This is a genomic window from Halolamina sediminis (assembly GCF_001282785.1).
In the GTDB taxonomy this organism is placed as follows: Archaea; Halobacteriota; Halobacteria; order Halobacteriales; family Haloferacaceae; genus Halolamina; species Halolamina sediminis.
Genome location: NZ_CVUA01000001.1, coordinates 1,196,161 through 1,218,031, shown reverse-complemented (window position 1 = coordinate 1,218,031; position 21,871 = coordinate 1,196,161). Strand labels below are relative to the sequence as shown.

Below are 21,871 nucleotides of genomic sequence, written 5' to 3'. Positions count from 1 at the left end.
GTGGTGGGGGAGTTAGGCCTCGCGGACGTTCAGATACGTCCACGGGTTCTGCGTGATACCACCCGGCACCTTCACCCAGCCCTCGAAGGTGTTCGAGGAGGCGTGGAGCCGGTTGGGGTACTCCGTGACGAGCACCGGCTGGTCCTCGTACACCCGGGCCAGCGCCTCCTTGGTGGCGGCTTTCTGGGCGTCGGGCTCGAAGGTGGTCTGTACCTCCGAGATCAGGTCGTCGGCGTTGGTGTACCCCATCGGGTTGAGGTTGACCTGGTCGCTGGAGGAGTCGGCGTCTACGCTGCTGCTGGTGAGCCAGAACCCCATGTACATGTGGGGCTTGGGCATCCAGATCCAGCCCGAAGACCACATGTCGAAGTCCTCCTGCACCCAGATGAGCGAGTTCTGGGAGCCCTCGGCGACCGGCTGGGTCTCCGCGGGGATGCCGACCTCGTTGAGGTTCTCGACGAACCGGGCGCCCGCCTGGGCCTCCACCGGTGCGGTGCTCGGCGGCGTGATCACGAGGCTGATCGGCCCCTGCCCGCTTTCGCCGTCGTTGTTCGTGTGGGCGTCGGTGAGCAGTTCGCCGTCGACGCGGATCTCCTGATCGCCGGTGACCTGATCGGACTCGACGGGGCCGAACGTGTACTCGTGCTCGCCGTCGGCGTTGCGGAGGAACTCACGCGCCTGCTCCACGTCGAGCTGGCCGTCCTCGGTCATGTACGGGCCGTGGTCCATCGGCTCGTCGAAGCTATCCGGCCGCCACGGCTCGTACACGCCCGCGGCCACGTAGTCGCCGGGCTCGGTCAGGCCACGCCGGAGCTGGCTCTGGAGATAGTTGAACGGGTAGATGAACCCCAGGCTCTGCCGGAAGGGCTTGTCGTCGAACGGCACCCGGCGCATGTTGTGGGCGATGTAGTTGTAGCCGCGTGCCCGGGAGTTCCAGACCTTCACCGAGTCGGCGTCCTGAAGCTGGAACGCGCGGTTCGGCGTGATGGAGTTATACGTCAGGTCGACGTTCCCGCGCTGGAGCTCCTGGATCAGCGTCGTCATGTCTCCGAACACGCGGAACCGGAGCGACTCGATGTAGGGCCCCTCGTGGATCTCGTCGGGGAGCGTGTCGGGGTTGGCGTTCAGCTCGTACCAGTTTCCGGGGTTGGAGTCGTTCCACTCGAACCCCTGTGCGCCGATCAGTTCGTCCGGGGCGTACTGGGTGTAGTCGTCGATGTCCTGCCAGATATGCGCCGGCAGGATCGGCACCGCGAACACGCCCGTCTCGGGCGTGAACACCGCGGCCGTGCTGCTCTCGAGTTCGAACTCCAGCGAGTAGTCGCCGGTGGCCTCGATGCTCGCGAGCTGGTTGGTGTTGGACTCGTAGCGGTGGCCCGACTGGTCCATCAGGTACTGGAACCACCAAGCGACACCTTCGGCGTCCAGAGGCTCGCCGTCGGACCACTCGAACCCCTCGGTGAGCGTCACCTCGCCGGTGAGCGAGTCCGGGTCGAACGACCAGTCGTTGAACACGTAGGGGTGGGTGTTCTCCACGTCGGCGGGGTCACGGACCGTCGGGTACGGGTACATGCGATCCATGATCGCCCACGCGTCGGAGTCGGAGGTGACCAGCGGGTTGAACGCCTGTGGCTCCGCGCCGAGGCCGACGATCGGCTTCCCGCCGCGCTCGATGTCCTGCTCCGTCGAGAGCGGCGTCCCCTCGGCGGTGCTGCTCGGCGTGTCCTCGCCGTCGGTCGCGGTGTCCGTCCCGCCACCGCCGGTGCAGCCGGCGAGCCCGATCGCCCCCCCGATTGCGCCGTATCGGAGGACCGATCGACGGTTGACGAGCTTCTCGATGTCTGGGCTGTCGTCTGTCATGGGTCTCTGTCTCGTGGGAACGACCCTCTCACCATAAGTCTTAGCATACCGCCCAGATTTCTCGGGGGAGAACGGGCCAGGGAGGGGCCGTCAGAGCTGCTCGTCGAACCAGCCCCGGGTCCGCTCGATCGCGTCGCGACGGTTGGCCTCGTCGCGGAACCCGTGCCCTTCGTCCTCGTAGATGGTGGCGTCGAAGGGGACCGGGCCGTCGTCGAGCTCGTCGATCAGCTCTTCGGCCTGGTTGATCGGGACGCGCTCGTCCTCGGCGCCGTGGAGCACCCGCAGCGGCGTCTCGACGCGGTCGAGGTCGAACGCCGCGCTGGCTTTCCGGTAGAGTTCCTCGGCCTCCTCGGGCGTGCCGCCCATGTCCCGCTCGGTGAGCAGCCGCCCCACGCGGTCGACCTCCTCGTAGTCGGTGAACTGGTTCGAGACGCCGTACCACTCGACGCCGGCGTCCCACACCTCGGGGTAGCGGGTGAGGCTCATCAGCGTCATGAAGCCGCCCCACGAGCCGCCGTAGATGCCGACGCCGTCGGTGGTGTACGGCAGCGACCGCACGAACCGCGCGGCCTCGCGGGCGTCGTCGACCTGCCCGCCGTGCCAGTCCGCCATCGAGAGCTCCTGGAACGCCCGGCCGTAGCCGCCGGAGCCCCGGAAGTCGATCGCGAACACCACGTAGCCGTGGGCGACGAGGTACTGCTCGATGGCGTGCCAGCCGTCGCCGTACTGGAAGTGGCCGCCGCCGTGGACCTGTACCAGCGCCGGCGCGGGGTCGTCTTCGGTGACGTCCTCGGGTTTGTAGAGGTAGCCGTTGACGTACTGGCCGTCGAAGCTCTCGTAGGTGACGTTCTCCGGGACGACGACGCCGTCGGGAACCTCGGGATCACGGAGCTGCTGTTCGTGCCCCCCGGCGGTCGGGATCGCCCGCGGGTGCGGCGGCAGGTCAGCCTCCGCGTAGGAGAACCCCAGATACTCGCCGTCGGGCGAGAGCGCGACGGGGCCGGCGCCGAAGACGCCATCGTGGACAGTCACGCGGGTCGGGATCCCCCGCGCGTCGCTGTCGTCGTGGAGCAGCATCGCTTCCAACTGCTGTTTCCCCCGCTCGCGGGTCGGGAAGAACAGCCGGTCGGTGCCGTCCCAGATCGGCTGCTGAACGTTGTACTGGTGGGACGCCTCGACCGGGTAGATCTCTCGGCTCCCCCGTCGCAGGTCGTGGACGTGGATATCCTCGGAGTGTCGGTACCACGGCTCGGCGACCTCCTTCGCGAAGAACGCCACCCTGTCGCCGTCGGGCGCCCACGAGGGGACCGACGTGACGCTCAGCCCGCGGGTGAGGCGGTCGACTTCGCCCGTGCCGACGTGGACGACGTGTGCCTCGTCGGCCCAGTCGCGGCCGTGCCAGTCGGCGGCGCCGACGTAGGCGATCCGGTCGCCCTCCGGCGACCACGCGGGCTCCCAGCGCTTGTCGTCGTGGGGGTTCGCGCCCTCGGTGACCTGTTCGAGGTCGCTCCCGTCGCGGTCGACGACCCAGATGTCGTTGCCGGCGTCGCCCCGGCCGGAGACGAACGCGATCCGCTCGCCGTCGGGCGCGAATCGCGGGGCGTTGTCGAACGCGTCGCTCGGTGCGGGCGTCGACTGCTCGCCGGTCTCGGTGTCGTACACCCGGACGTCGCCGCCGCGGGTGTACAGCAGATACCGGCCGTCGGGGCCCCAGTCGACCTGCCCCCAGCGCCCCGAGATGCGCTCGTCGAACGCGACCACGCGCTCGGAGGCGTCGATGTCGAAGCGGTAGTCGTAGACGGTGTCGGCGCCGCGCTCGCGTTCGACGTAGGTGAGCCGTCGGGGCTCGCCGGGGCGCCACGACACCGAGAGCGCGTCGGCGAGGTTCATCACGTCGGGATCGCTCGTCTCCGTCATCGTCGCTCACCCCCGTCGGCCGCGGCGGCGTACGGCTCGCCGTAGCCGATCTCGTCGAAGAACTCCCGGACACGAGCGATGAACTGGTCGTGCTGATCGAGGTTCGGCGAGTGGCCGCTGGACTCGAAGATCACTAGCCGCGAGTCCGGCAGCAGGTCGGCGATCTCGACGCTGGCCTCCGGCGGCGTGATCCAGTCGTGGCGGCCCACGGTCACGAGCGCCGGCACGTCCACGTCGGGCAGGTCGTCGGTGTAGTCCATGTTGGGGTAGGCGTTGGTGAACATCTCGTTGTGGGTCTCGTGGTGGAGATCGCGCTCGGCGGTGGACTCCTTTGCTGCCTCCACGTCGAACGCGTCGAGGTTGGGGGCGTACAGCGGCAGCATCCCCAGCCAGATGCGTTCGAACTCCTCGTCGGACTCGACGTTGCCGTCCATCACCGTCATGAACTCCTCCCAGGTGATGTCGGGCAGGTCGAAGTTCCGAGCCTTCATCTCGTCCCACGACTCCCGGGCGTTCTCGACGGAGTTGTCCTCGTAGGCGTGCGAGGCCGCGGTGTCACGGAGCACGAACCCCTCGAAGTGGTCGCGGTCGCCGAACCGGGTCGCGTACTCCTGGGTGATGAAGCCGCCGTAGGAGCCGCCGACGAGCACCACTTCGTCGAGGTCGAGGTGTTGAATCAGCCCCTCGCAGTCCCTCGCATACTGCTCGTTCGAGTAGGGTTCGGTCAGGCTCGACTGCCCGCAGCCTCGATGGTCGTACACCACCAGTCGGTAGGCGTCGGTGAGCGCGTCGAACGCCTCCTTCCCCTTCTGGTGGTCGCTGATGCCGGGCCCGCCGTGCAGCGAGACGATGGCGGGCGCGTCGTCCGGGCCGTGGACCTCGTAGTAGAGGTCGGCCCCGTTGATCTCTGCGTACATCTCCTCGGGTTACCCACTCGGCCGGGGTAGCAAATAGCTTGTGTACAGGTCACGTTTACCGCGACCCGTCGGCGTCAGCTTGAAGCCCCGCGCCCCGAACTGGCACGCGTATGTCCGAGGCCCCCAGCCCCGAGGACGTGGCGGCGTACGCCGACCGACTCTCGCTGTCGGTCGCCGACGCCGACGCGCTGGCCGAACAGTTCGCCGAGCAGGACGCGGTGCTCGACGCGCTCGACGCGGTCGCCGCTCCGGAGCCGCCCGAGCGGGAGCACTGGGCGCCCGACCCGGACGCCGACGAACTCGGCGCGTGGCTCACGCGCTGTGACGTAGCCCGCGGGGGCGTTTCCGGCCCGCTCGACGGGCTGACTGTCGGCGTGAAGGACAACGTCGCGGTGGCGGGCGTGCCGATGACCTGTGGCTCGCCGCTGCTGACCGACCCGGCCTACGTCCCCGCCCGGGACGCGACCGTCGTCGCCCGACTGCTCGACGCTGGCGCCCGGATCGTCGGCAAGACCAACATGGACGAGTTCGCCTTCGGCGGCAGCCGCGAGAGCATGCGACTCCGCCTCGCCCGGAACCCCCACGACCCGGCGCGCCAGCCCGGCAGCTCCTCGGCTGGCAGCGGCGTCGCCGCCGCCACCGGCGAGGTCGACCTCGCGGTCGGCTCCGACACGGGCGGGTCGATCCGCTTCCCCGCGGCGTGGGCCGGCGTCCCGGGGCTCAAACCCAGCCGGGGGCTGGTGAGCCACGCGGGGTTCGTCCAGTACGCCAAGACGCTCGACAACGTCGGCTTCCTCGCCCCGACCGTCGAGAACCTCGCGCTCGGCCTCGACGCCGTCTCTGGCCCCGACCCGCGCGACGAGCGGACCCACGACGGCGAACCCACGGCCGCGGCAGACGCCGTCGTCGACCCGGCGCCCGAAGCGCTCACGATCGGCCTCCCCGAGGAGCTGTTCGGCGCGGCACCCCGGATCGACGGCGTCGTCCGTGACGCGGTCGACGAGCTCGCGGCCGCCGGCGCGACCGTCCGGTCGGTGTCGATCGAGAACTACGACCGCTGGCTCCCGGCCTGGCTGGCTATCGGGATGACCGAGGTGGGGAACTACCTCGCGGCCGACACCACGAACTACTGGTCGCTCTCGCCCGGCGAGCGGGCGTTGATCGAGCGCCTCCACGAGGCCCGCGGCGGCGAGAGCGAGCTCGGCGCGCCGCTGAAAGCCGCGATGCTGTACGCCGAACACCGGAGGCAGGCCGACGGCGACGCCGCCTACGTCGCCGCCCACGAGGCTCGACGCCACCTCGCCGCGGGCGTGGACGACGCGCTCGCGGACGTGGATGTACTCGCTTCGCCGACTGTGCCGATGCTTGCACCGACGTGGGACGAGGCGGTCGACGACCTGTTCGGCGCGCTCGCGAACACCGGGCCGTTCAACGTCAGCGGCCACCCCGCGGTCAGCGTCCCGTGTGGCAGCCTCGACGGGCTCCCGGTCGGTCTCCAGTTCGTCGCCGAACGCGGCGCCGACGCGACGGCGCTGCGGGCAGGTGCCTGCTGGACCACCGTAGATGGGTCGGACAGCGACTGACCGCGGGCGATCCGGAGTGGCTGATCGGGGTGAATCCGTGTACTGTTCCCGCGACCCAAACGGCTAAGTAACGCTCCGGTCCGTGTGAGACGTATGGGTGCAGACAAGCAGTTCGACGGGTACCAGCCGTACGACTACCTCGACGCCGACGAGGACTACCGCGCGTTCGAACTCACGGAGAAGACCGCGGGGTTCGAGCCCCGGACGATCGAGCTCTCCGACGAACAGGAGGCGCGCGTCGACGAGCTCACCGACGACGTGGTGCTCTCGCTGCACGACCACGCGTTCCAGTTCCCCGCGGAGATCGACGAGGACCTGTTCGACTACATCCGCGAGGGGCGGATCCACACCGCCTACGAGTTCCTCGCGGAGACTAACCTCGATGCCGTCTTCGACATGCAGTTCGACGGGCTCTCCAGCGTCCACTCGCTGCACGGCTGGAAGTGGGACGACATCACCCACGAGGTCAGCATGCGGGCCTGTGATCTCGCCCACTCCGATTACGCGTTCCAGTGTCGGAGCGTCGACGACATCCACCGAGCCCGCGAGGAGGGGAAGCTCGCGGTCGTCCAGTCGATCGAGTCGGCGGCGATGATCGAGAACGAGCTCGACCGGATCGAACAGCTGTACGGCATGGGTGTTCGCTCGATGGGGATCACCTACAACAGCTCGAACGCGCTCGGTACCGGCGGCGGCGACATCCACGAGCGCGACGGCGGGCTCACCGGGTTCGGCGCCAGCGCCGTCGAGCGGATGAACGACGTGGGGATGGCGATCTCGGTCAGCCACGCCAGCCCGCAGACCTCGCTCGACGCCTGTGCAGTGAGCGAGAAGCCCGTGTTCGACACTCACGCACTCGCAAAGGGCGCGGGGATGGGTGCCCGCGGCACGTCCGACGAGGTGTTCGAGGCGATTGCCGACACCGGCGGCGTCGTCGGCCTCCTCTCCTCGACTCACCTGCCCGACATCGAGACGTACATGGAGCACTTCGAGTACGTCGTCGATCTGATCGGGATCGACCACGTCGCGTTCGGGCCGGACGTGCTGTACGGCGACCACACCGAACTGCTGCGCGTGCTCTCGGAGTACCACGGGATGGAACTGCCCGAGTCCACCCTCCAGAGCGAGTACGTCGAGGGGCTCGAGAACCCCACGGAGGCCTGGCAGAACATCCCGCGCTGGCTGGTCGCGAACGGCTACGACGACGAGGAGATCGAGAAGGTGCTCGGCGGGAACGTGCTCCGCGCGCTCGAACAGGTCTGGTAGGACTGCCCCGCCCTTTCTCCAGTTTTTGCCCGTCCACGAGCGGCGGCGCTGCCGACGCCCCCTGCTGAGAAGGTTTCGCTAACCGTGGTTTTGAACTGAATAATATTCTAGTATGTTTAGTAAAGATAAAAACACCAATGTCCGTTTTCGAACGTCCCCGTTACTCGCAAAATGCCAATTACCGCCGCGGAAAACGTGTTACTCTGCCCCACAGTCGCACTCGGCACAGGCACAGAACGCTCCCGCCGCGAGCGCCTCCTCGACGGGGACGGCCGTCCCACAGGCCGAGCAGCGAACGCGGATCGTGACTGTCGGCTCCACCTCGCCGCCGGCGGCGAGACTCTCCTTGTTCACCAGCGACCGGACCGCCTCGGCGGCCTGCGCCGTCGTGTACTCCGCGAGGTCGTCGAGTCGGTCGGCCTCCCAGTCCGATGGGGGTTCGGGGTCGCGCTCCGCCCCCAAACAGTCCCGCAGGTGGGTTCTGACGACGCTGTAGGAGAGGAAGTCGTCGCGAAGGTCGTCGACGGCGACACCGGCCCGGCGGAGCAGCGCCGCGACCGCGTCGGCGGTGTCGTCGTCGGTCAGCCGGTCGTACCGGGAGCGCGCCTCGCCGCCGCCGGTAGGGAGGCCGACGTGCTCCATCTCCCGGCGCAGCAGCGCGGCGTTGAGCCAGTCGGCGAGCCGCCGGTACCCCATCCGTTCGCCCGACTCCCCTCGCCAGCGCGCGACGAGCTCGTCGTCGAGCCGGTCGAGCCCCCGTTCGTCAAGCACGCGACACACCTTACAGCCGTGGTCGGTCATCGCGCCCCGCTACCGGCCGGAGGAAGAAATACCCCCGGCCTCACTCCTCGTCGCCCTCACGGAGCCCCTGCCGGTAGTAGTCCTCCAGATCGCTCCGGCGGTCGGTAACGACGATGAAGTCGATCTCGGCCACGCAGTCGTAGCCGCGGATCTCGGTGACCATCGCGTCGATGTCGGCCATCGTCGGCGCCATCCCGACGCCGTAGATGTCGTACGTCCCGATTCCCTTGGTGACGTGCCAGAACGGCATCTCGGCGATGCGGTCGAACGCCTCGTCCTTGTCGCCCGGGCCGTCGGTCGCCCGGACCGAGATCCGGACGATCTCCCACGCCAACTGCTCGGGGTCGAGCAGGAAAAACGGCGTCGTCGCCGCCATCAGATCGGTCACGCGTCGGCGGACCCCCTCGGCGCTCATCTGGTACCCCTCCTCCTCCAACCGACGGGAGAGCTGTTGGTAGGACATCCGCGGGTCCTCCGAGAGGATCACGAGGATCTGTGTGTCGATCGCGTCGAACGCGTCGAACGGGGATTCGCTCATACCCACCCTGTCGGTGGGGGCGTGTTAACAGTATCGTCGACAGCACGACGAGGCCCCCGCGAGCGGGCGCCGAGCCGACTCAGATGTCGGTGATCCGCTCGTACTCGTCGTCGAGCGCGGCGGCGTCTTCCGGCAGAAGTGCGACCAGGAGGTAGTCAGCGTAGTCGGCGAAGTAGTCGACCAGCGCCGCGATGCGGGCCGAGTCGATCGCCTCCAGCGAGTCCAGCAGCACGAACGGAACCGTCTCGGCGACGTCGTGAACCAGATATCCGGCCAGCGCGAACACCAGCCCGATCACTTCCCGCTCGCTCTCCGAGAGGTGCTCGACGGTGTCCTCGTAGGCCGCGCCCGACTCCGTCGTGCGGACGACGTGGAGCTCGAACGTCTGCTCGGTCACTTTCCGGCGTCCCTTTCGGGTCTCCTGTTCGATGCGTTCGATCCAGATCCGGTCGAGGTTGTCGTAGTCGAGCAGCCCGAGCACGGACGCCATGTGGTCGTTGAACGCCTCGACGGCCTCCCGCTCGATGCGGTCGATCCGGGTCCGGAGCCGCTCGATGCGATCCGTCACCGACTCCAGCTCCTCGCGAACGTCGCCCTCCTCGCCGATCCGCTCTTCGGCCGCGGCGATCTCGCTTTCGACCTCCTCGAGGTCGCCCTCCAGCCGATCGAGTTCGTACTCCAGCTCGTTCGCGCTCTTGTGGAGATCCAGAATCTCGCCGTACTCCGCCGCTTCCAGCTCTTCGACTTCGGCCTCGATCCGTTCGATCTCCTCGGTCAGCGAGTCACGTTGGCCCCGGAGCTCCTCGACGGTCGCTTCGGCCTCCTCGATCTCGTCGTCCAGCTCGCGCAGCCGGCGTTCGTGCCGCTCACGCTCGCGACGGCTCTGCTCGATCTCGCGTTTCTCCGTTTTGAGCTCCTCGATCTCGCGTTCCAGCCGGTCGACTTCGCCGACTTTCGACTGGCTGTGTTCGCGGAGCTGCTCGACGGTCGCCTCGATCTGGCCGGGTTCGACGTCGGTGCCGCAGGTCCAGCAGGTGACGCTGTCGTCGACTAGCTGCTCCGTGACGCTGTCCTCACCCGCGGCCGTTAGCTCCGGCGGGGTCGCGGTCCCATCGTCGTCGAGCATCCCCTCGTTGAACTGGATCACGCTCTGGAGCTCGTTCACCTGCGACTCGACCTCCCCCTTCCGCTCGCGGAGCTCTCGGAGCCGACTGTCGATATCCTCGGGATCGGTGTCAGGTGGGTCAGACAGCTCCTCCAGCTCCGCCTCGTGCTCTCGGCGTTCGGTTTCCAGCGCCGTGAGGCTCTCCTGCTCGGTGTCGATCTCGTACCGGACGTCTTCGAGGTCGGCACGCTTCTCGCGGAGCTTGGCCAGCCGGTTCTCGAGTTCGGACTGCTCCTCGCGGCGCGCCTCGATATCGGCGTCAGCAGCGTCGAGCTCGGCCTCGGTCTCCGCGAGTTCGGTTGTCGTCTCCTCGATCCGCGCTTCCAGCTCATCGCGGCGGCTTTCGAGCTCGCGGAGCTCGCCCTTCCGGTCGTCGATCGCCTCGATTTCGGCGTCGAGGGAGTCCCGGCGGTCCTGGAGCCGGTCGATCTCGGCCTCGATCTCCGCGGTGTCGATCGGTCGCATGATCAGCTCCCGGAGGTCTGTGTTCGTCGCGACCGCGCGCCGGGCCTCGTTTGACTCCAGCAGGAACGCGAACAGATCCGCCACCGTCGGATCCTCGCAGTACGGCTCCCCGCTACGATCGATACTGCCGCCCGCTCGATCGAACGTCCGACTGTACGTCTCCTCGCCCAGTTCGAGCGTGACTTCTGCCTCGTCGGCGTCGCCTTTCATCGCGACGTTCTCGCTTCCCAATACCGCCATGATCGACTGCAGGAACGACGTTCGATTGGTCGCGTTGCGGCCAACGAGGACCGTCACCCCGGGGTCGAACGTGACTGTCGTCTCTTGAATGCCCCCGATGTTTCGGGCGTGTACCGTCGCCGCGGATGCCGACGCCTGTGGTCGCTGCATAGAGGTGCTGTCAGCGGCACTCGTATAAAACATGTTGGCCGAAAGGGGAGTCCCGAACTGTTAGGTGGCTTCGCAGTCACAGCCACCACGGTCAAGCAACGTCTCGACGTCGTACTGTGCGTCGCAGTCCTCACACAGCACGTTCACCTCGACAAGTGTCCGGAACGACCCCAAGTCGATCTCGTCGTTCCCTTCGAGCTGCTCCAGTTTGCTGTCGGTGACCGTCCGAGCCCGCCCTCGGAGTCGTTGGATGTGTTTCTTCTCGGATTCGACGCGATCGACCGCATCCACGTCGTACGATGCGCCGCGGTGTCCCTTGAGATACGTACGGATCGCTTGGTACGTGACGAACTCCTCGCGGAGCTGGTCGACGTCGATGCCTTCCCGCCGCAGCCGGCGCTCGGTTCGAGTCTGGTCGGCACCGCTGACGTCTTCGCCAGTGAGGAGTCGGTACGTGTTGTCGACCTCGCCGTCGAGGGGTTGCATCCCCGCCTCCGCCATCGTACTCCGCAGGAGTTCGCGGTTGAACTCCTCGGCGAGGTCGCGCAAGCTCAGCCGCTCGTCGCCGCTAGCGGTCCAGCGTCGCTCCAGCCGGTCGCCGACGCCGTCCAGCTCGTGTGCGTCGATCAACTGTACTACTTTCCCCCGCCTGCCCGCGCCGTTCGACGTTCCGGAATCGCTCACTACCCGCACGCACACCTCCGACGAGTAATAGACTTATGGGCCATACGTAACAGTAGTACTTTTGTTATAGTATTTCCCGAGAACTCGTGAGGTTCCCGACTTCGATCCCGAACTAGTTTCATAAATCTCATACGGCAATATCAAATTCGGCAGCGGACCTGTTCCGACAGTCCCGGGGATGTCTGCTACCGTCAGCCGAGTCGGTTGGCGCCGCTATCCAGCGGCCACTCGCAGTCGGAGGACACTGCCCGTCGTCGTGCCGTGCTCGCTGCCTGCCGCGCGTGTCGCTCGGACGATCGCTCGTAACCGTTCGGCGGGCGTCGAGGCCGTCTCCGGCAACGCTTTGAGGCACCCGGACCCACCCGCGGCCATGAGCGACTCCCTCCGCCTGACGGTCCGCGCCGCCGAGAAACGCGACGCGGGCCGCGGCATCGCGCGGCTCCCCGAGGCCGCCAGACAGCAGTTGGGGCTGCTCTCGGGCGACACCGTCCTGATCGAGGGCGAGCGCGAAACCGTCGCGAAGCTCTGGCCCGCCCGTGGCGACGTCCCGGACGGCGTGATCCGCATCGACGCCGACAGCCGCGCTAACGCCGGCGTGAAAGTCGGCGACACCGTCAGCGTCGCCGCCGCCGACCTGCCCGAAGCCGAGTCGGTCACGCTCCGTGCGCCCGCGGCGCTGGGCGAGGTCGATGTCGATCGGGAGTCGATCGAGCGCCTCGTGAGCGAGGACGTGCGGAACCGCCCAGTCGCGCCGGGGGATCGACTCCGGCTCGAACGGCTCTCGGAGATCGCGTTCACCGTCGACGAGGCCGACCCCGACGGGCGGGTTCGCGTCACCGACGACACGGCGGTCCGGCTGGTGATCGAGGGTGAAGCCGTCGAGTCGGGCCACTCCGGCGAAGTCGGGCAGTCCAAGGGAGTCGGGGGAGTGTCGACGACCGGGGTCGACCAGACGTCCGACAGCACGAGCGAGGACGCCGCCGGCGGCGCCGTCGACGTGACCGGAAGCGGCGGCACCAGCACCGGGGTCAGCTACGAGGACATCGGCGGGCTCGACGAGGAGCTCGACCTCGTCCGGGAGACGGTCGAACTCCCGCTCTCGAACCCCGAGCTGTTCGCCCGGCTTGGGATCGACCCGCCGAAAGGGGTGCTGCTGCACGGCCCGCCCGGGACGGGGAAGACGCTGATCGCGAAAGCCGTCGCCAACGAGGTCGACGCGACGTTCATTAGCATCTCCGGGCCGGAGATCATGAGCAAGTACAAAGGCGAGAGCGAGGAGCGCGTCCGGGAGGTGTTCGAGGCCGCACAGGCGGACGCGCCGGCGATCGTTTTCTTCGACGAGATCGACTCCGTCGCGCCCAAGCGCGAGGACGGCGGCGACGTGGAGAGCCGGGTCGTCGGCCAACTGCTCTCGCTGATGGACGGGCTGAACGCCCGCGGCGAAGTGGTCGTCATCGGCGCGACCAACCGCGTCGACGAGATCGACCCCGCGCTGCGCCGCGGCGGTCGGTTCGACCGGGAAATCGAGATCGGCGTCCCCGGAGAGGCCGGGCGCCGCGAGGTGCTCGAGGTCCACACGCGGAACATGCCGCTGGCCGACGACGTCCGGGTCGACCGACTGGCCGAGCGCACCCACGGGTTCACCGGCGCGGACCTCGCGTCGGTCGCGAAGGAGGCGGCGATGTCGTCGCTCCGGCGCGCGCGACGGGAGGGGACCGAAACCGCCGACAGCGAGCCCGAAACCGCCGTCGCGGCCGCCGACCTCACCGTCACGCGGTCGGACTTCGAGTCCGCGCTGGCGGCGGTCGAACCCAGCGCGATGCGGGAGTACGTCGCGGAGTCGCCGGAAGTCGGCTTCGACGACGTGGGCGGACAGGACGATGCGAAGGAGACGCTCGAACGTGCCGTTGCGTGGCCGCTCTCCTACGGCCCGCTGTTCGACGCCGTCGAGGCGTCGCCGCCGACGGGGGTGCTGCTGCACGGGCCCCCCGGGACGGGGAAGACGCTGCTCGCGAGAGCGATCGCCGGCGAGAGCGGCGTGAACTTCCTGCAGGTCGCCGGCCCGGAGCTGCTCGACCGCTACGTCGGCGAGAGCGAGAAGGCAGTCCGGGAGCTGTTCGAGCGCGCGAGACAGGCCGCCCCGGCGGTCGTCTTCTTCGACGAGATCGACGCCATCGCGACCGCCCGCGGCGGCGGAAGCGACTCCGAGGTCGGCGAGCGCGTGGTCTCCCAGCTGTTGACGGAACTCGACCGCGCCGCGGAGAACCCGAACCTCGTCGTGCTGGCGGCGACGAACCGCAAGGACGCGCTCGATCCTGCGCTCCTGCGGCCGGGGCGATTCGAGTCCCACGTCCACGTGCCCGCGCCGGGAGAGGACGCGCGGCGGGCGATCCTCGACGTGCACGTCGAGGGGAAGCCGCTCGACGACGACGTGGATCTCGACGCCATCGCGGCGTCGATGGCGGGGTACACGGGCGCGGACGTGGCCGCGGTCGTCCGCGAGGCGACGCTGCTGGCCGTCGAGGACGTGACGGACCGCTACGCGGGCGAGGAAGCCAACGACCACGCCGACGAGATCCGACTCACGGGGAGCCACTTCGAGCGGGCGCTCGACACGGTGGCGCCGTCGATATAGCCGGGGCTCGGGCCACGAGCGACCGCCGTGTCATTCGTCCGAATCGGGTGACGGCGTCTCACCGTCTCCGGGTCGTTTATCCCCCGTGGGGTCGTAGGGCCGGGCAATGGCGTTCGGCCTCAGCAGGCGTGGGACGGCCGCCGCGGCCGCAGTCGCACTGACGGTGATCGGGATGACCGTCGGGACGGTACTGTTGCTGGTGACCGGCCGGACGAACGTCGGCTGGTTCATGTTCCTGCTCTCCTTCGGCGGGTGGATGTTCGCCGCCGTGGCGGGGATGCTGCTCGTGTGGGACTCCGGCTACTTGGACAGGTGAGCGCGCCGTTCCGATAGGCCAAAGTACGCGCCGGCCACAGTCGCCCGCATGGACGACCACGATCACGACGACGGCGACGAGGGACGCGTGACTGCGCCGATGCAGGAGTTCACGACCGGGGAGGCCGGGATCGGCACCGCGGTGCTCGTCGTCGGCCTCGTGCTGACGTTCGGGCTGGCGCTGGGGCTGGTCGGGTTCTGAACCACGAAGAAAGGGGCAGAGCTTAACAGTCGAGCAATCCGCCGCCGGCCGACTCGGTCTGGGGATTACAGCCGCCGCCAGCGAGCCCGCCACCGCCGCTGCCGGGGGTAGCGATGGATTTTACTGCCATGTCGAACATATTACTGGTAGACCGACGAACGAGGTACGTCGGTGGCCGACAGTCTCCAAGAGGAGTGACATGGGCGATTTCGAGGAGCACTACACGGCGGGGCGACAGCGCTTCCCGGTCGCGAGCCTCTGGCTCGTCGTTCCCGTCTACATGGGGACGGACGACCCGACGCTCGTCGTCGTGACGCTGGTGCTCGGGAGCCTGATCACCCGTGCCGGCGCAGTGGTCCCGGATATCGACAGCCACGACTCGATCCCGCGCCGAAAGCTCGGCCGACTGCTCACCGTCTGGGTGTTGGTCGTCTTCTTCCTCACGTCGGTCGATCTCGTCGTCCCCGGGCCGCTGCTCGCGAGCGTGCTGTCGGCGCTTCCGGTCGGGTTCACCCCGTCGGCGCTGCTCGTTCTCCTACTGCTGTGGACCGGGCTGGCGTCGCGCCACCGGAGCATGACCCACTCGATCGTCTGGGGCGCGGCGCTGTCGGTCGCGTTCGGGGCGACAGGGTTCTTCACGATCTACCGCGGCAGCGTCGCCGCGGCGGTAACCGTCGGCGCCGCGCTGGCGGCGTACTGCTTCGTCGGGTTCTACAGCCACCTCGACATCGACGACGAGGAGGATCAGATGATCCCGTCGCCCGACGAGCGGGAGTTCGACGGGTACGAGCAGTACGTCCGGCGCTGGACCGCACAGTACCGGTGGCTGACCGTCCCGGCGCTCGTCGCCGGGCTCGTCGTCACGGAGTCGGGGTTGGGCCTGCTCGCCGGGCTGGCACTCGTGTACTGCGGGCTGATCGCCGGGCTCACGCTCCCGAGCATCGACCGGAAACGGTCGGAGCCACGTCGGGTGTTCGACCTCCTCGGGGTCGGCGTGGTGACCGGGCTGTTGCTCCAACAGCTGTTGGCGACCGGGACCCGGCTCCTCGTCGAGGGCGCCGGCCGGACGCTGGCGCTCCCGTCGGGGACCGTCCCCGCGTTCTACCTGTTCCTGTTGGTGCTGTGGCTCGGCCGCGAGGGGAACCTCCTGCAGCGGCTGGGTCTAGGTCGAGTGACCCACACGCTCCACTGGCCCGGCGCGGTCTGTGCGTCGTTCGTCCTCCTGCTCGTCACCGGCACGGCGGGGCTGCCCCGCGACACGACCGTCTTCCTCGCGGTGGTCGGCGCCGGCTCGATGCTCTACGGCTTCTACCACCACTTCAGGGTGGACGACGTCATCGCGAATCCCGATCAGAGCGTCGACTAAGCGTCCGAGATCCTCCACCGTGAAGGCCGAGGAGTCGGAATAGACCGATCCCGCCGCCCACCGGAGTTAACCCCCGCGGGCTGCTTGCTCCGACCATGACCGACAGTCACGTTCCAGCCGAGTACCGCGCGATCGGGGAGCTCCCGCTGACGGTCGAAAGCGTCGGCTACGAGCAGTTCGAGCAGGACACCTCCTCCGGGTTCACCCGTGTCACGACCGTGTTCGAACTCCGCGGCGACGGCGCGACTGGCCGCGGCGAAGACGTGACGTACGACACGGAAGACCACGAGCGCCTCGCGAGCGCGCTCGACGCCAGCGATTTCCCGCTCCCGACTGGCTCGTTCACGTTCGAGGAGTTCTCGACGGCGCTCGGGGCGACCGACCTGTTCCCCGGCAACGGGCCCGAGCGCGAGGACTCGCTCGACTATCGGCGCTGGGCGGTCGAATCCGCAACGCTGGATCTCGCGCTCCGACAGAACGATACGAGCCTCCCCGACCTACTCGACCGCGAGCACCACCCAGTTCGGTTCGTCGCGAGCACGCGCTTGGGCGAACCGCCGAGCGCCGACCGCGTCGACGAGGTGCGGTCGCGCAACCCCCGAATCGGGTTCAAACTCGATCCCACCCCCGAGTGGAGCGACGAACTGATCGACGATCTGCGGGCTCGCGACGCCGTCCGCGTCGTCGACCTGAAGGGCCACTACGCGGGGACAGACGTGGACACCGAGGCCGACCCCGAGTTCTACCGCCGGATCGTCGAGGGGTTCCCCGACGCTGTCGTCGAAGATCCCCTCGTAACCGAGGCCACGCGGCCGGTGTTCGAGGGCGAGGAGGGGCGGGTCTCGTGGGACAGCCCGATCCACGGGATGGACGACGTGCGCGCGCTCCCCTGGGAGCCGTCGTGGCTCAACGTCAAACCCTCCCGCTTCGGCACCGTCGAGTCGCTGCTCCGAACCGTGCGCTGGGCGCTCGACAACGGCGTGACGCTGTACGGCGGCGGGCAGTTCGAGCTCTCGGTCGGCCGCGGGCAGGCACAGGAGATCGCGTCGCTGTTCTACCCCGACGGACCGAACGATCTCGCGCCCAGCGTCTACAACGAGGCGTCGCTCCCGCCCGAACTCCCGCGGAGCCCGATCGCCGTGCCCGCTCGCGGGAGCCACGAAGGGTTCGGGTTCTGACTGGCGGCGGAGCCGCTACGCCGCCGAGGCGTTCCCGACCGTGACGCGTGGCCCGTCCGCCGCCGTCACGTTCGCCGCCCGAACGAACGACTCGTTGCCGAGGGAGACCACGACGGTCCGGTCGTTCGCACGCTGCAGGCGGTAGGTCACGTTCCCGTCGGGCCGTGTCCAGAGCTCTCCGGCCGGCGTCGCTTTCTCGTCGAGGTAGCGCTCGAACGCGCGCTCGAACTCGGTGGCGTTCGCGGCGTCGTCCCACCGTAGCACCCACGCCGTCGCGGTCGACTCGCCGCGCCGGTACGTCACTCGTCGGTCGTTCCCCCAGCCGTCCGCGGCGTCGACGGCGGCGGACTTGTTCAGTTCCGTCCGGAGCGCGATGCGGAGGAACAGTTCGCCCTGCGTGGCGCCGGCAGTCCGCTCCCACTCGCCGACCTCGCCGGCGGTGACGTTCAGCGACGTGATCGGATCGTCGCTGCCGTGGAGCACCTGTTCGGTCGAGTTCGGCGGGTCGGTGTGGATCGCCGCGAGGCTCGTCCCCGAATCGAGTCGCGACTCGACGTAGGGGGCGCCGTACCGATAGGGAGCCAGCACGAGGCGCTTCCACGCCGAGGCGTTCCGGTAGCGGTCCGTGTACGTCACGGGCTCCGTCGACGGCATGTAGGTTCGTTGGTACTGGTTCTCGAAGTGGGTCGCCGTGCCCTCCATCACGAGGCGGCTGGTCTTGCGGACGTCGTAGGTCCACCGTCGATCCGCCGAGAGCGTGGAGAGGAGGTCGCTCTTCCACCCCATCTGGAACTGAACAGTGTGGACGAACTCGTGGGCCAGCGTTCGCTCGGCGACTGCCTCGTCGCGCAGCGCCGGGTCGAACAGGTAGACCGTCGAGGGGTCCGTCACGGCGCCGGCCGCACCGACTCGCTCCTCGGGCGGCGTGATCCCCAGCGACGCGTAGAACGGCGAGGCGCCCTGTGGCGGGAGCTCACCGCTCTCGGCGGTGTACACCGTCGGCGGCTCCACGTCCTGCCCGGTGAGGTTCAAGACGCGCTCGAACACCGGGTCCGGATCGACCGGCAGTCCGTCGTCGGGGATCGAGACGCCGTCCCCGTCCGGCGTCACCCCGGTCGTGGGTGTGGGCGTGGACGCCGTGTCGGGTGTCGGTGACGCTGTCGCGTCCGGGGCGGCCGTCGGCGACTGACCCCCGGGGGCGGCACCACAGCCGGCAAGCACGAGCAGGAGGGCGCAGGCGATCGGGAGGAGGCGCATACGGCTTCCGGTGGGACGCGGAACTGAAAATACTGTCGACAGTTCGTTACTCCCTTTAAATATTTGATAGACAGTTAGCTGTTCTGCTAGGGTCTAACCGCATAATTCGACAAAATTTTGCGTGAGTGTCGCGAACCGTTCCGGCCCTACGCCAGCTCCCGGGCCAACACGTCGCGCAGGTCGCGGATCTCCTCGCTCCCGTACTCGACCGACGCATCGCCGAGCGAGAGCGACAGCGATCCGTTCTCAGTCGCGGTGCCCAGTTCCGTCACCGCGGCGTCGTCGCCGAGCGCTTCGCGGAGCGCGTCGGCGTCAGTCGTCTCGACCACGACGCGGCCCGGCGTCTCGCTGAACAGCGCCGCCGCGTCGTCGAGTTCGGCCGCGACGCCCGCGTCGTCGGTGACCATCTCCGCGAGCGTCACTGCGAGCCCGCCGTCGCTGGCGTCGTGGGTCGCGAGCGTGGAGTCGAGATCCGCGACGCGAACGAGCGCGTCCACGAGTGCGCCTGGGTCCGCAGGGAGCGCGGGGAAGCGGTCCGAGCCCCCGAACTGCGAGAGGAGGAGCGAGCCGCCAAGCGCGTGAGGGTCGTCGCTACCGATCCCGGAGCCCGCGGCGTACTCGGCGGGCTCGACGAGCAGAAGCTTCCCCTCGCCGGCGACGGTCGTCGGCGGCGCGTCGTACCCCGATTTCGTTCCGAGAACAGCCAGCGTCGGCGTCGGCGCGATGGGACCGCTCTCGGAGTCGTTGTACAGCGAGACGTTGCCGCCGACGACCGGCACCGAGAGGTCGGCGCAGGCGTCGGCCAGCCCCGCGACCGCCGACGCGAACCTCTCGTACGTCTCGGGGTCCTCGGGGTTGCCGCCGTTGAGGCAGTCGACCGCGGCGAGGGGCGTCGCTCCCGTCGCCGCGAGGTTGGTCACGTTCTCAACCGCGACCGCGCGGGCGCCGGCCTCGGGGTCGCAGTCGGTCCAGTGGGGGTTCGCGCCCGACGAGAGCGCGATGGCGTGTTCCTCGTCTTCCTCGCCGGCGTCGTGGAGCGCGAGCACGGCGGCGTCGTCGCCCGGTTCGACTGCGGTTCGCAGGCCGACCTCGTGGTCGTACTGGCGGTACACCCACTCCTTGCTCGCGGCGGTGGGGTCCGCGACGACCGCCTCGACCGCTTCGGCGAGGTCGAACTCGGGTAAGTCGCGATCCGGGGCGGTGGGTGGCTCGCGTTCGAGGTCGTTCAGCGGCGCGCCCTCCGCGAGGTAGTCGGCGTCGGCGTCGACGACCGTCTCGCCGCCTCGCGGGTCGCTGTGCTCCCCGCTCGGGTCCTCCGAGGCGCGTTGCGCCTCGCTGTCGAACCGGCAGACGTAGTTCCCCTCGGTGATCTCGCCGATGTCCGAGCAGCCGAGGTCGAAACGCTCGGCAATCTCCCGGACGCGCTCGACGTTCTCCGGTTTCACCTCGTAGCACATTCGCTCCTGGGATTCCGCGAGCAGGATCTCCGTCGCGTTCATGCCCGGCTCGCGGGTGTGAACCGCATTCAGGTCGATCTCCGCGCCGAATCCACCTTTTGCGACGAGTTCGGAGGAGGCACCACCGAGCCCCGCGGCGCCGAGGTCCCGCGCGGCCTCGATCAGGCCCTCGTCGACGAGCGCCTCGTTGCACTCGATCAGGAGCTTCTCCGAGTAGGGGTCGCCGACCTGCACGGCGGGGCGGTCCTCGGTCTCGGCGTCCTCGTCTAAGTCCTCGCTCGCGAAGGAGGCGCCGCCGAGCCCGTCCCGTCCCGTGGCGTTTCCGAGGAGGACGAGACGATTACCGGCCTCCTGGGCCTCGGCGGTCACGAGTCGCTCGGGTGTCGTCTTCCCGACACAGGCGACGTTGACGAGGGGGTTCCCGACGTGACCCGCCTCGAACGCGACGCTGCCCGCGACGGTCGGGACGCCGATCGCGTTGCCGTAGTCGGCGATCCCCTCGACGACGCCGTCGAGCAGGTAGCGGGAGTGTTCGCGGTCGAACGGGCCGAAGTACAGCGAGTCCGCGAGCGCGATGGGGTAGGCGCCCATCGAGAGCGTATCCCGGACGATGCCGCCGATCCCGGTCGCCGCGCCGTCGTACGGGTCGACGTAGCTGGGGTGGTTGTGGCTCTCGATACCGAACGTGAGCAGCGTGTCGGTGTCGGGGACCTGGACGACCGCGGCGTCGTCGCCGGGGCCGATCTCGACGTACTCGCCCTCGCTATCGAACGCCGAGAGCAGCATGCGCGAGGATCGGTACGCGCAGTGTTCGCTCCAGAGGTTCTCGAACAGGTGCTCTTCGGCCCGCGTGGGCTCGCGGCCGAGTTCGTCGACGACGAGGTCGTGGTCCGCATCCGCGAGAGGCATTCACCCGTGTGGTCAGTGCCGGGGTGCAAAGGGGTTTCGTTGTGCGTGTTCGTGGATACCGACGGGTCAGACGAACAGCAGCGGCAGCATCACCGCCACGCCGGCAGCGAACCCCACGACCAGTACTCGACGGCCGCCGCCGGGGAGCTCCGCGCCGGTTTCCAGTGCCTCGGGGACGAACTCCGTCGCGACGAGGTACACCATCGCGCCCGCGGCGAACCCGAAGCCGAACGGGAGGAACGACTGCGCCCAGCGCACGAACACGAACGCGATCACCGCGCCGACCGGCTGGGGGAAGCTCGAGAACACCGCCGCCCCCACCATCCGCCAGTTCGAGAGCCCCATCGCCCGCATCGGGATCGCGATCGCCGTCCCCTCGGGGACGTTGTGGATGGAGATAGCGACGGTCATGAACACCGCGAGCACGGGGACCGAGAAGCCGAAAACCGGGACGCCCCCCTCCAGCCCCAACTCCGCGAAGGAGACGCCGACGGCGACGCCCTCCGGGAAGCTGTGGATCGTGAGGATGCCGAGGATGAGCGTGAGCTTCTTGAGATCGCGGGTCGCGAACGCCTCGGCACTGAGCACGCGCTCGTCGTGGCCGTCGTCGCCGCCGTCGGTCCCGACGGGCTCGCCGTCGTGCCCGCCAACGTCGATCCTGTCGAGGGCACGATCCGAGATCTCCACCAACACCGCGCCCGCGACGATGCCGCCGACGAGCAGGAGCGGCAGCCCCGTAGAGTAGGCCAACCCCTCGTTGAACAGGCCGAACAGCGACGCCGACACCATGATCCCCGACGCGAGCCCCCACAGCGCGACGTTCCAGCGATCGCTGATCTCGTCGGTGTAGAAGAACGGCAACGCGCCGAGCCCGGTCGCCAGATCCGTGACGAGGCCGGCGAGGAACACGAACGCGAGGTTCCCTCCCAGTTGCATGTCTCACCCTTCGTCTCGACCGCAATAACT

At 68.7% G+C, this 21,871-nt stretch carries 17 protein-coding genes; 7 read left to right on the top strand and 10 right to left on the bottom strand.

Going from position 1 to position 21,871, the window contains the following annotated elements:
* Window positions 1-12: 12 nt before the first annotated feature.
* The 3 genes from BN1959_RS06230 to BN1959_RS06220 form a co-directional block, all read right to left on the bottom strand.
* On the bottom strand, window positions 13-1,860 hold the full coding sequence (locus tag BN1959_RS06230; protein ID WP_053947833.1) for an ABC transporter substrate-binding protein: 1,848 nt from the start codon (window positions 1,858-1,860) through the stop codon (window positions 13-15).
* Between the two features lie 90 nt (window positions 1,861-1,950).
* Window positions 1,951-3,777, bottom strand: coding sequence for a S9 family peptidase (locus BN1959_RS06225; RefSeq protein ID WP_053947832.1), 1,827 nt, complete (start codon window positions 3,775-3,777; stop codon window positions 1,951-1,953).
* A complete protein-coding gene (locus tag BN1959_RS06220) occupies window positions 3,774-4,694 on the bottom strand; it encodes an alpha/beta fold hydrolase (RefSeq protein WP_053947831.1) in 921 nt (306 codons plus the stop codon). Before BN1959_RS06220 ends, BN1959_RS06225 begins: the two co-directional genes overlap by 4 nt.
* Before the next feature lie 110 nt (window positions 4,695-4,804).
* Between BN1959_RS06220 and BN1959_RS06215 the strand changes: the two genes are divergently transcribed.
* A complete protein-coding gene (locus BN1959_RS06215) occupies window positions 4,805-6,277 on the top strand; it encodes an amidase (protein WP_053947830.1) in 1,473 nt (490 codons plus the stop codon).
* A gap of 93 nt (window positions 6,278-6,370) precedes the next feature.
* A complete protein-coding gene (locus BN1959_RS06210; protein ID WP_053947829.1) occupies window positions 6,371-7,543 on the top strand; it encodes a dipeptidase in 1,173 nt (390 codons plus the stop codon).
* Between the two features lie 198 nt (window positions 7,544-7,741).
* On the opposite strand, the gene rdfA (BN1959_RS06205) is transcribed toward BN1959_RS06210, so the two are convergent.
* From rdfA (BN1959_RS06205) to rdfA (BN1959_RS06190), 4 genes are all read right to left on the bottom strand, one after another.
* On the bottom strand, window positions 7,742-8,344 hold the full coding sequence (gene rdfA, locus BN1959_RS06205; RefSeq protein WP_053947828.1) for a rod-determining factor RdfA: 603 nt from the start codon (window positions 8,342-8,344) through the stop codon (window positions 7,742-7,744).
* Window positions 8,345-8,384: 40 nt separating this feature from the next.
* Window positions 8,385-8,882: an Lrp/AsnC family transcriptional regulator gene (locus BN1959_RS06200; RefSeq protein ID WP_053947827.1), complete on the bottom strand. Its 498-nt coding sequence runs from the start codon at window positions 8,880-8,882 to the stop codon at window positions 8,385-8,387.
* A gap of 79 nt (window positions 8,883-8,961) precedes the next feature.
* Window positions 8,962-10,902, bottom strand: coding sequence for an archaea-specific SMC-related protein (locus BN1959_RS06195; protein WP_053947826.1), 1,941 nt, complete (start codon window positions 10,900-10,902; stop codon window positions 8,962-8,964).
* A gap of 60 nt (window positions 10,903-10,962) precedes the next feature.
* The gene (gene rdfA, locus BN1959_RS06190; RefSeq protein WP_053947825.1) at window positions 10,963-11,586 is read right to left on the bottom strand and encodes a rod-determining factor RdfA; all 624 of its coding nucleotides are present in this window, start codon (window positions 11,584-11,586) and stop codon (window positions 10,963-10,965) included.
* A 370-nt stretch (window positions 11,587-11,956) separates the two neighbouring features.
* Between rdfA (BN1959_RS06190) and BN1959_RS06185 the strand changes: the two genes are divergently transcribed.
* The 5 genes from BN1959_RS06185 (at window position 11,957) to BN1959_RS06170 (ending at window position 17,282) form a co-directional block, all read left to right on the top strand.
* Window positions 11,957-14,221 (top strand): AAA family ATPase, encoded by a 2,265-nt coding sequence (locus tag BN1959_RS06185; RefSeq protein ID WP_053947824.1) that lies wholly within the window; start codon window positions 11,957-11,959, stop codon window positions 14,219-14,221.
* Between the two features lie 106 nt (window positions 14,222-14,327).
* Window positions 14,328-14,537 carry a hypothetical protein gene (locus BN1959_RS06180; RefSeq protein ID WP_053947823.1) on the top strand — a complete coding sequence of 70 codons (210 nt, stop codon included), beginning with the start codon at window positions 14,328-14,330 and terminating at the stop codon, window positions 14,535-14,537.
* A gap of 48 nt (window positions 14,538-14,585) precedes the next feature.
* Window positions 14,586-14,738, top strand: a complete 153-nt coding sequence (locus BN1959_RS15020) for a DUF7550 family protein (RefSeq protein ID WP_202594650.1) — start codon at window positions 14,586-14,588, stop codon at window positions 14,736-14,738.
* 199 nt (window positions 14,739-14,937) lie between these two features.
* The gene (locus BN1959_RS06175; RefSeq protein WP_053947822.1) at window positions 14,938-16,104 is read left to right on the top strand and encodes a hypothetical protein; all 1,167 of its coding nucleotides are present in this window, start codon (window positions 14,938-14,940) and stop codon (window positions 16,102-16,104) included.
* Window positions 16,105-16,199: 95 nt separating this feature from the next.
* Window positions 16,200-17,282, top strand: a complete 1,083-nt coding sequence (locus BN1959_RS06170; protein ID WP_053947821.1) for an enolase — start codon at window positions 16,200-16,202, stop codon at window positions 17,280-17,282.
* A gap of 15 nt (window positions 17,283-17,297) precedes the next feature.
* Here the strand turns inward: BN1959_RS06170 and BN1959_RS06165 are convergent, their stop codons facing one another.
* The 3 genes from BN1959_RS06165 to BN1959_RS06155 form a co-directional block, all read right to left on the bottom strand.
* Window positions 17,298-18,539: a hypothetical protein gene (locus BN1959_RS06165; RefSeq protein ID WP_053947820.1), complete on the bottom strand. Its 1,242-nt coding sequence runs from the start codon at window positions 18,537-18,539 to the stop codon at window positions 17,298-17,300.
* A gap of 146 nt (window positions 18,540-18,685) precedes the next feature.
* Window positions 18,686-20,905 carry a phosphoribosylformylglycinamidine synthase subunit PurL gene (purL, locus tag BN1959_RS06160; RefSeq protein ID WP_053947819.1) on the bottom strand — a complete coding sequence of 740 codons (2,220 nt, stop codon included), beginning with the start codon at window positions 20,903-20,905 and terminating at the stop codon, window positions 18,686-18,688.
* Between the two features lie 66 nt (window positions 20,906-20,971).
* Window positions 20,972-21,841 carry a ZIP family metal transporter gene (locus BN1959_RS06155; RefSeq protein WP_053947818.1) on the bottom strand — a complete coding sequence of 290 codons (870 nt, stop codon included), beginning with the start codon at window positions 21,839-21,841 and terminating at the stop codon, window positions 20,972-20,974.
* Window positions 21,842-21,871 lie beyond the last annotated feature (30 nt).

Coding starts and splice junctions, on each gene's coding strand:
- BN1959_RS06225 (WP_053947832.1), bottom strand. CDS start 3,777: ATGACGGAGACGAGCGATCCCGACGTGATGAACCTCGCCGACGCGCTC.
- BN1959_RS06175 (WP_053947822.1), top strand. CDS start 14,938: ATGGGCGATTTCGAGGAGCACTACACGGCGGGGCGACAGCGCTTCCCG.
- BN1959_RS06155 (WP_053947818.1), bottom strand. CDS start 21,841: ATGCAACTGGGAGGGAACCTCGCGTTCGTGTTCCTCGCCGGCCTCGTC.
- BN1959_RS06195 (WP_053947826.1), bottom strand. CDS start 10,902: ATGCAGCGACCACAGGCGTCGGCATCCGCGGCGACGGTACACGCCCGA.
- BN1959_RS06170 (WP_053947821.1), top strand. CDS start 16,200: ATGACCGACAGTCACGTTCCAGCCGAGTACCGCGCGATCGGGGAGCTC.
- purL (WP_053947819.1), bottom strand. CDS start 20,905: ATGCCTCTCGCGGATGCGGACCACGACCTCGTCGTCGACGAACTCGGC.
- BN1959_RS06220 (WP_053947831.1), bottom strand. CDS start 4,694: ATGTACGCAGAGATCAACGGGGCCGACCTCTACTACGAGGTCCACGGC.
- BN1959_RS06200 (WP_053947827.1), bottom strand. CDS start 8,882: ATGAGCGAATCCCCGTTCGACGCGTTCGACGCGATCGACACACAGATC.
- BN1959_RS06210 (WP_053947829.1), top strand. CDS start 6,371: ATGGGTGCAGACAAGCAGTTCGACGGGTACCAGCCGTACGACTACCTC.
- BN1959_RS06230 (WP_053947833.1), bottom strand. CDS start 1,860: ATGACAGACGACAGCCCAGACATCGAGAAGCTCGTCAACCGTCGATCG.
- BN1959_RS15020 (WP_202594650.1), top strand. CDS start 14,586: ATGGACGACCACGATCACGACGACGGCGACGAGGGACGCGTGACTGCG.
- BN1959_RS06185 (WP_053947824.1), top strand. CDS start 11,957: ATGAGCGACTCCCTCCGCCTGACGGTCCGCGCCGCCGAGAAACGCGAC.
- BN1959_RS06180 (WP_053947823.1), top strand. CDS start 14,328: ATGGCGTTCGGCCTCAGCAGGCGTGGGACGGCCGCCGCGGCCGCAGTC.
- BN1959_RS06165 (WP_053947820.1), bottom strand. CDS start 18,539: ATGCGCCTCCTCCCGATCGCCTGCGCCCTCCTGCTCGTGCTTGCCGGC.
- rdfA (WP_053947828.1), bottom strand. CDS start 8,344: ATGACCGACCACGGCTGTAAGGTGTGTCGCGTGCTTGACGAACGGGGG.
- BN1959_RS06215 (WP_053947830.1), top strand. CDS start 4,805: ATGTCCGAGGCCCCCAGCCCCGAGGACGTGGCGGCGTACGCCGACCGA.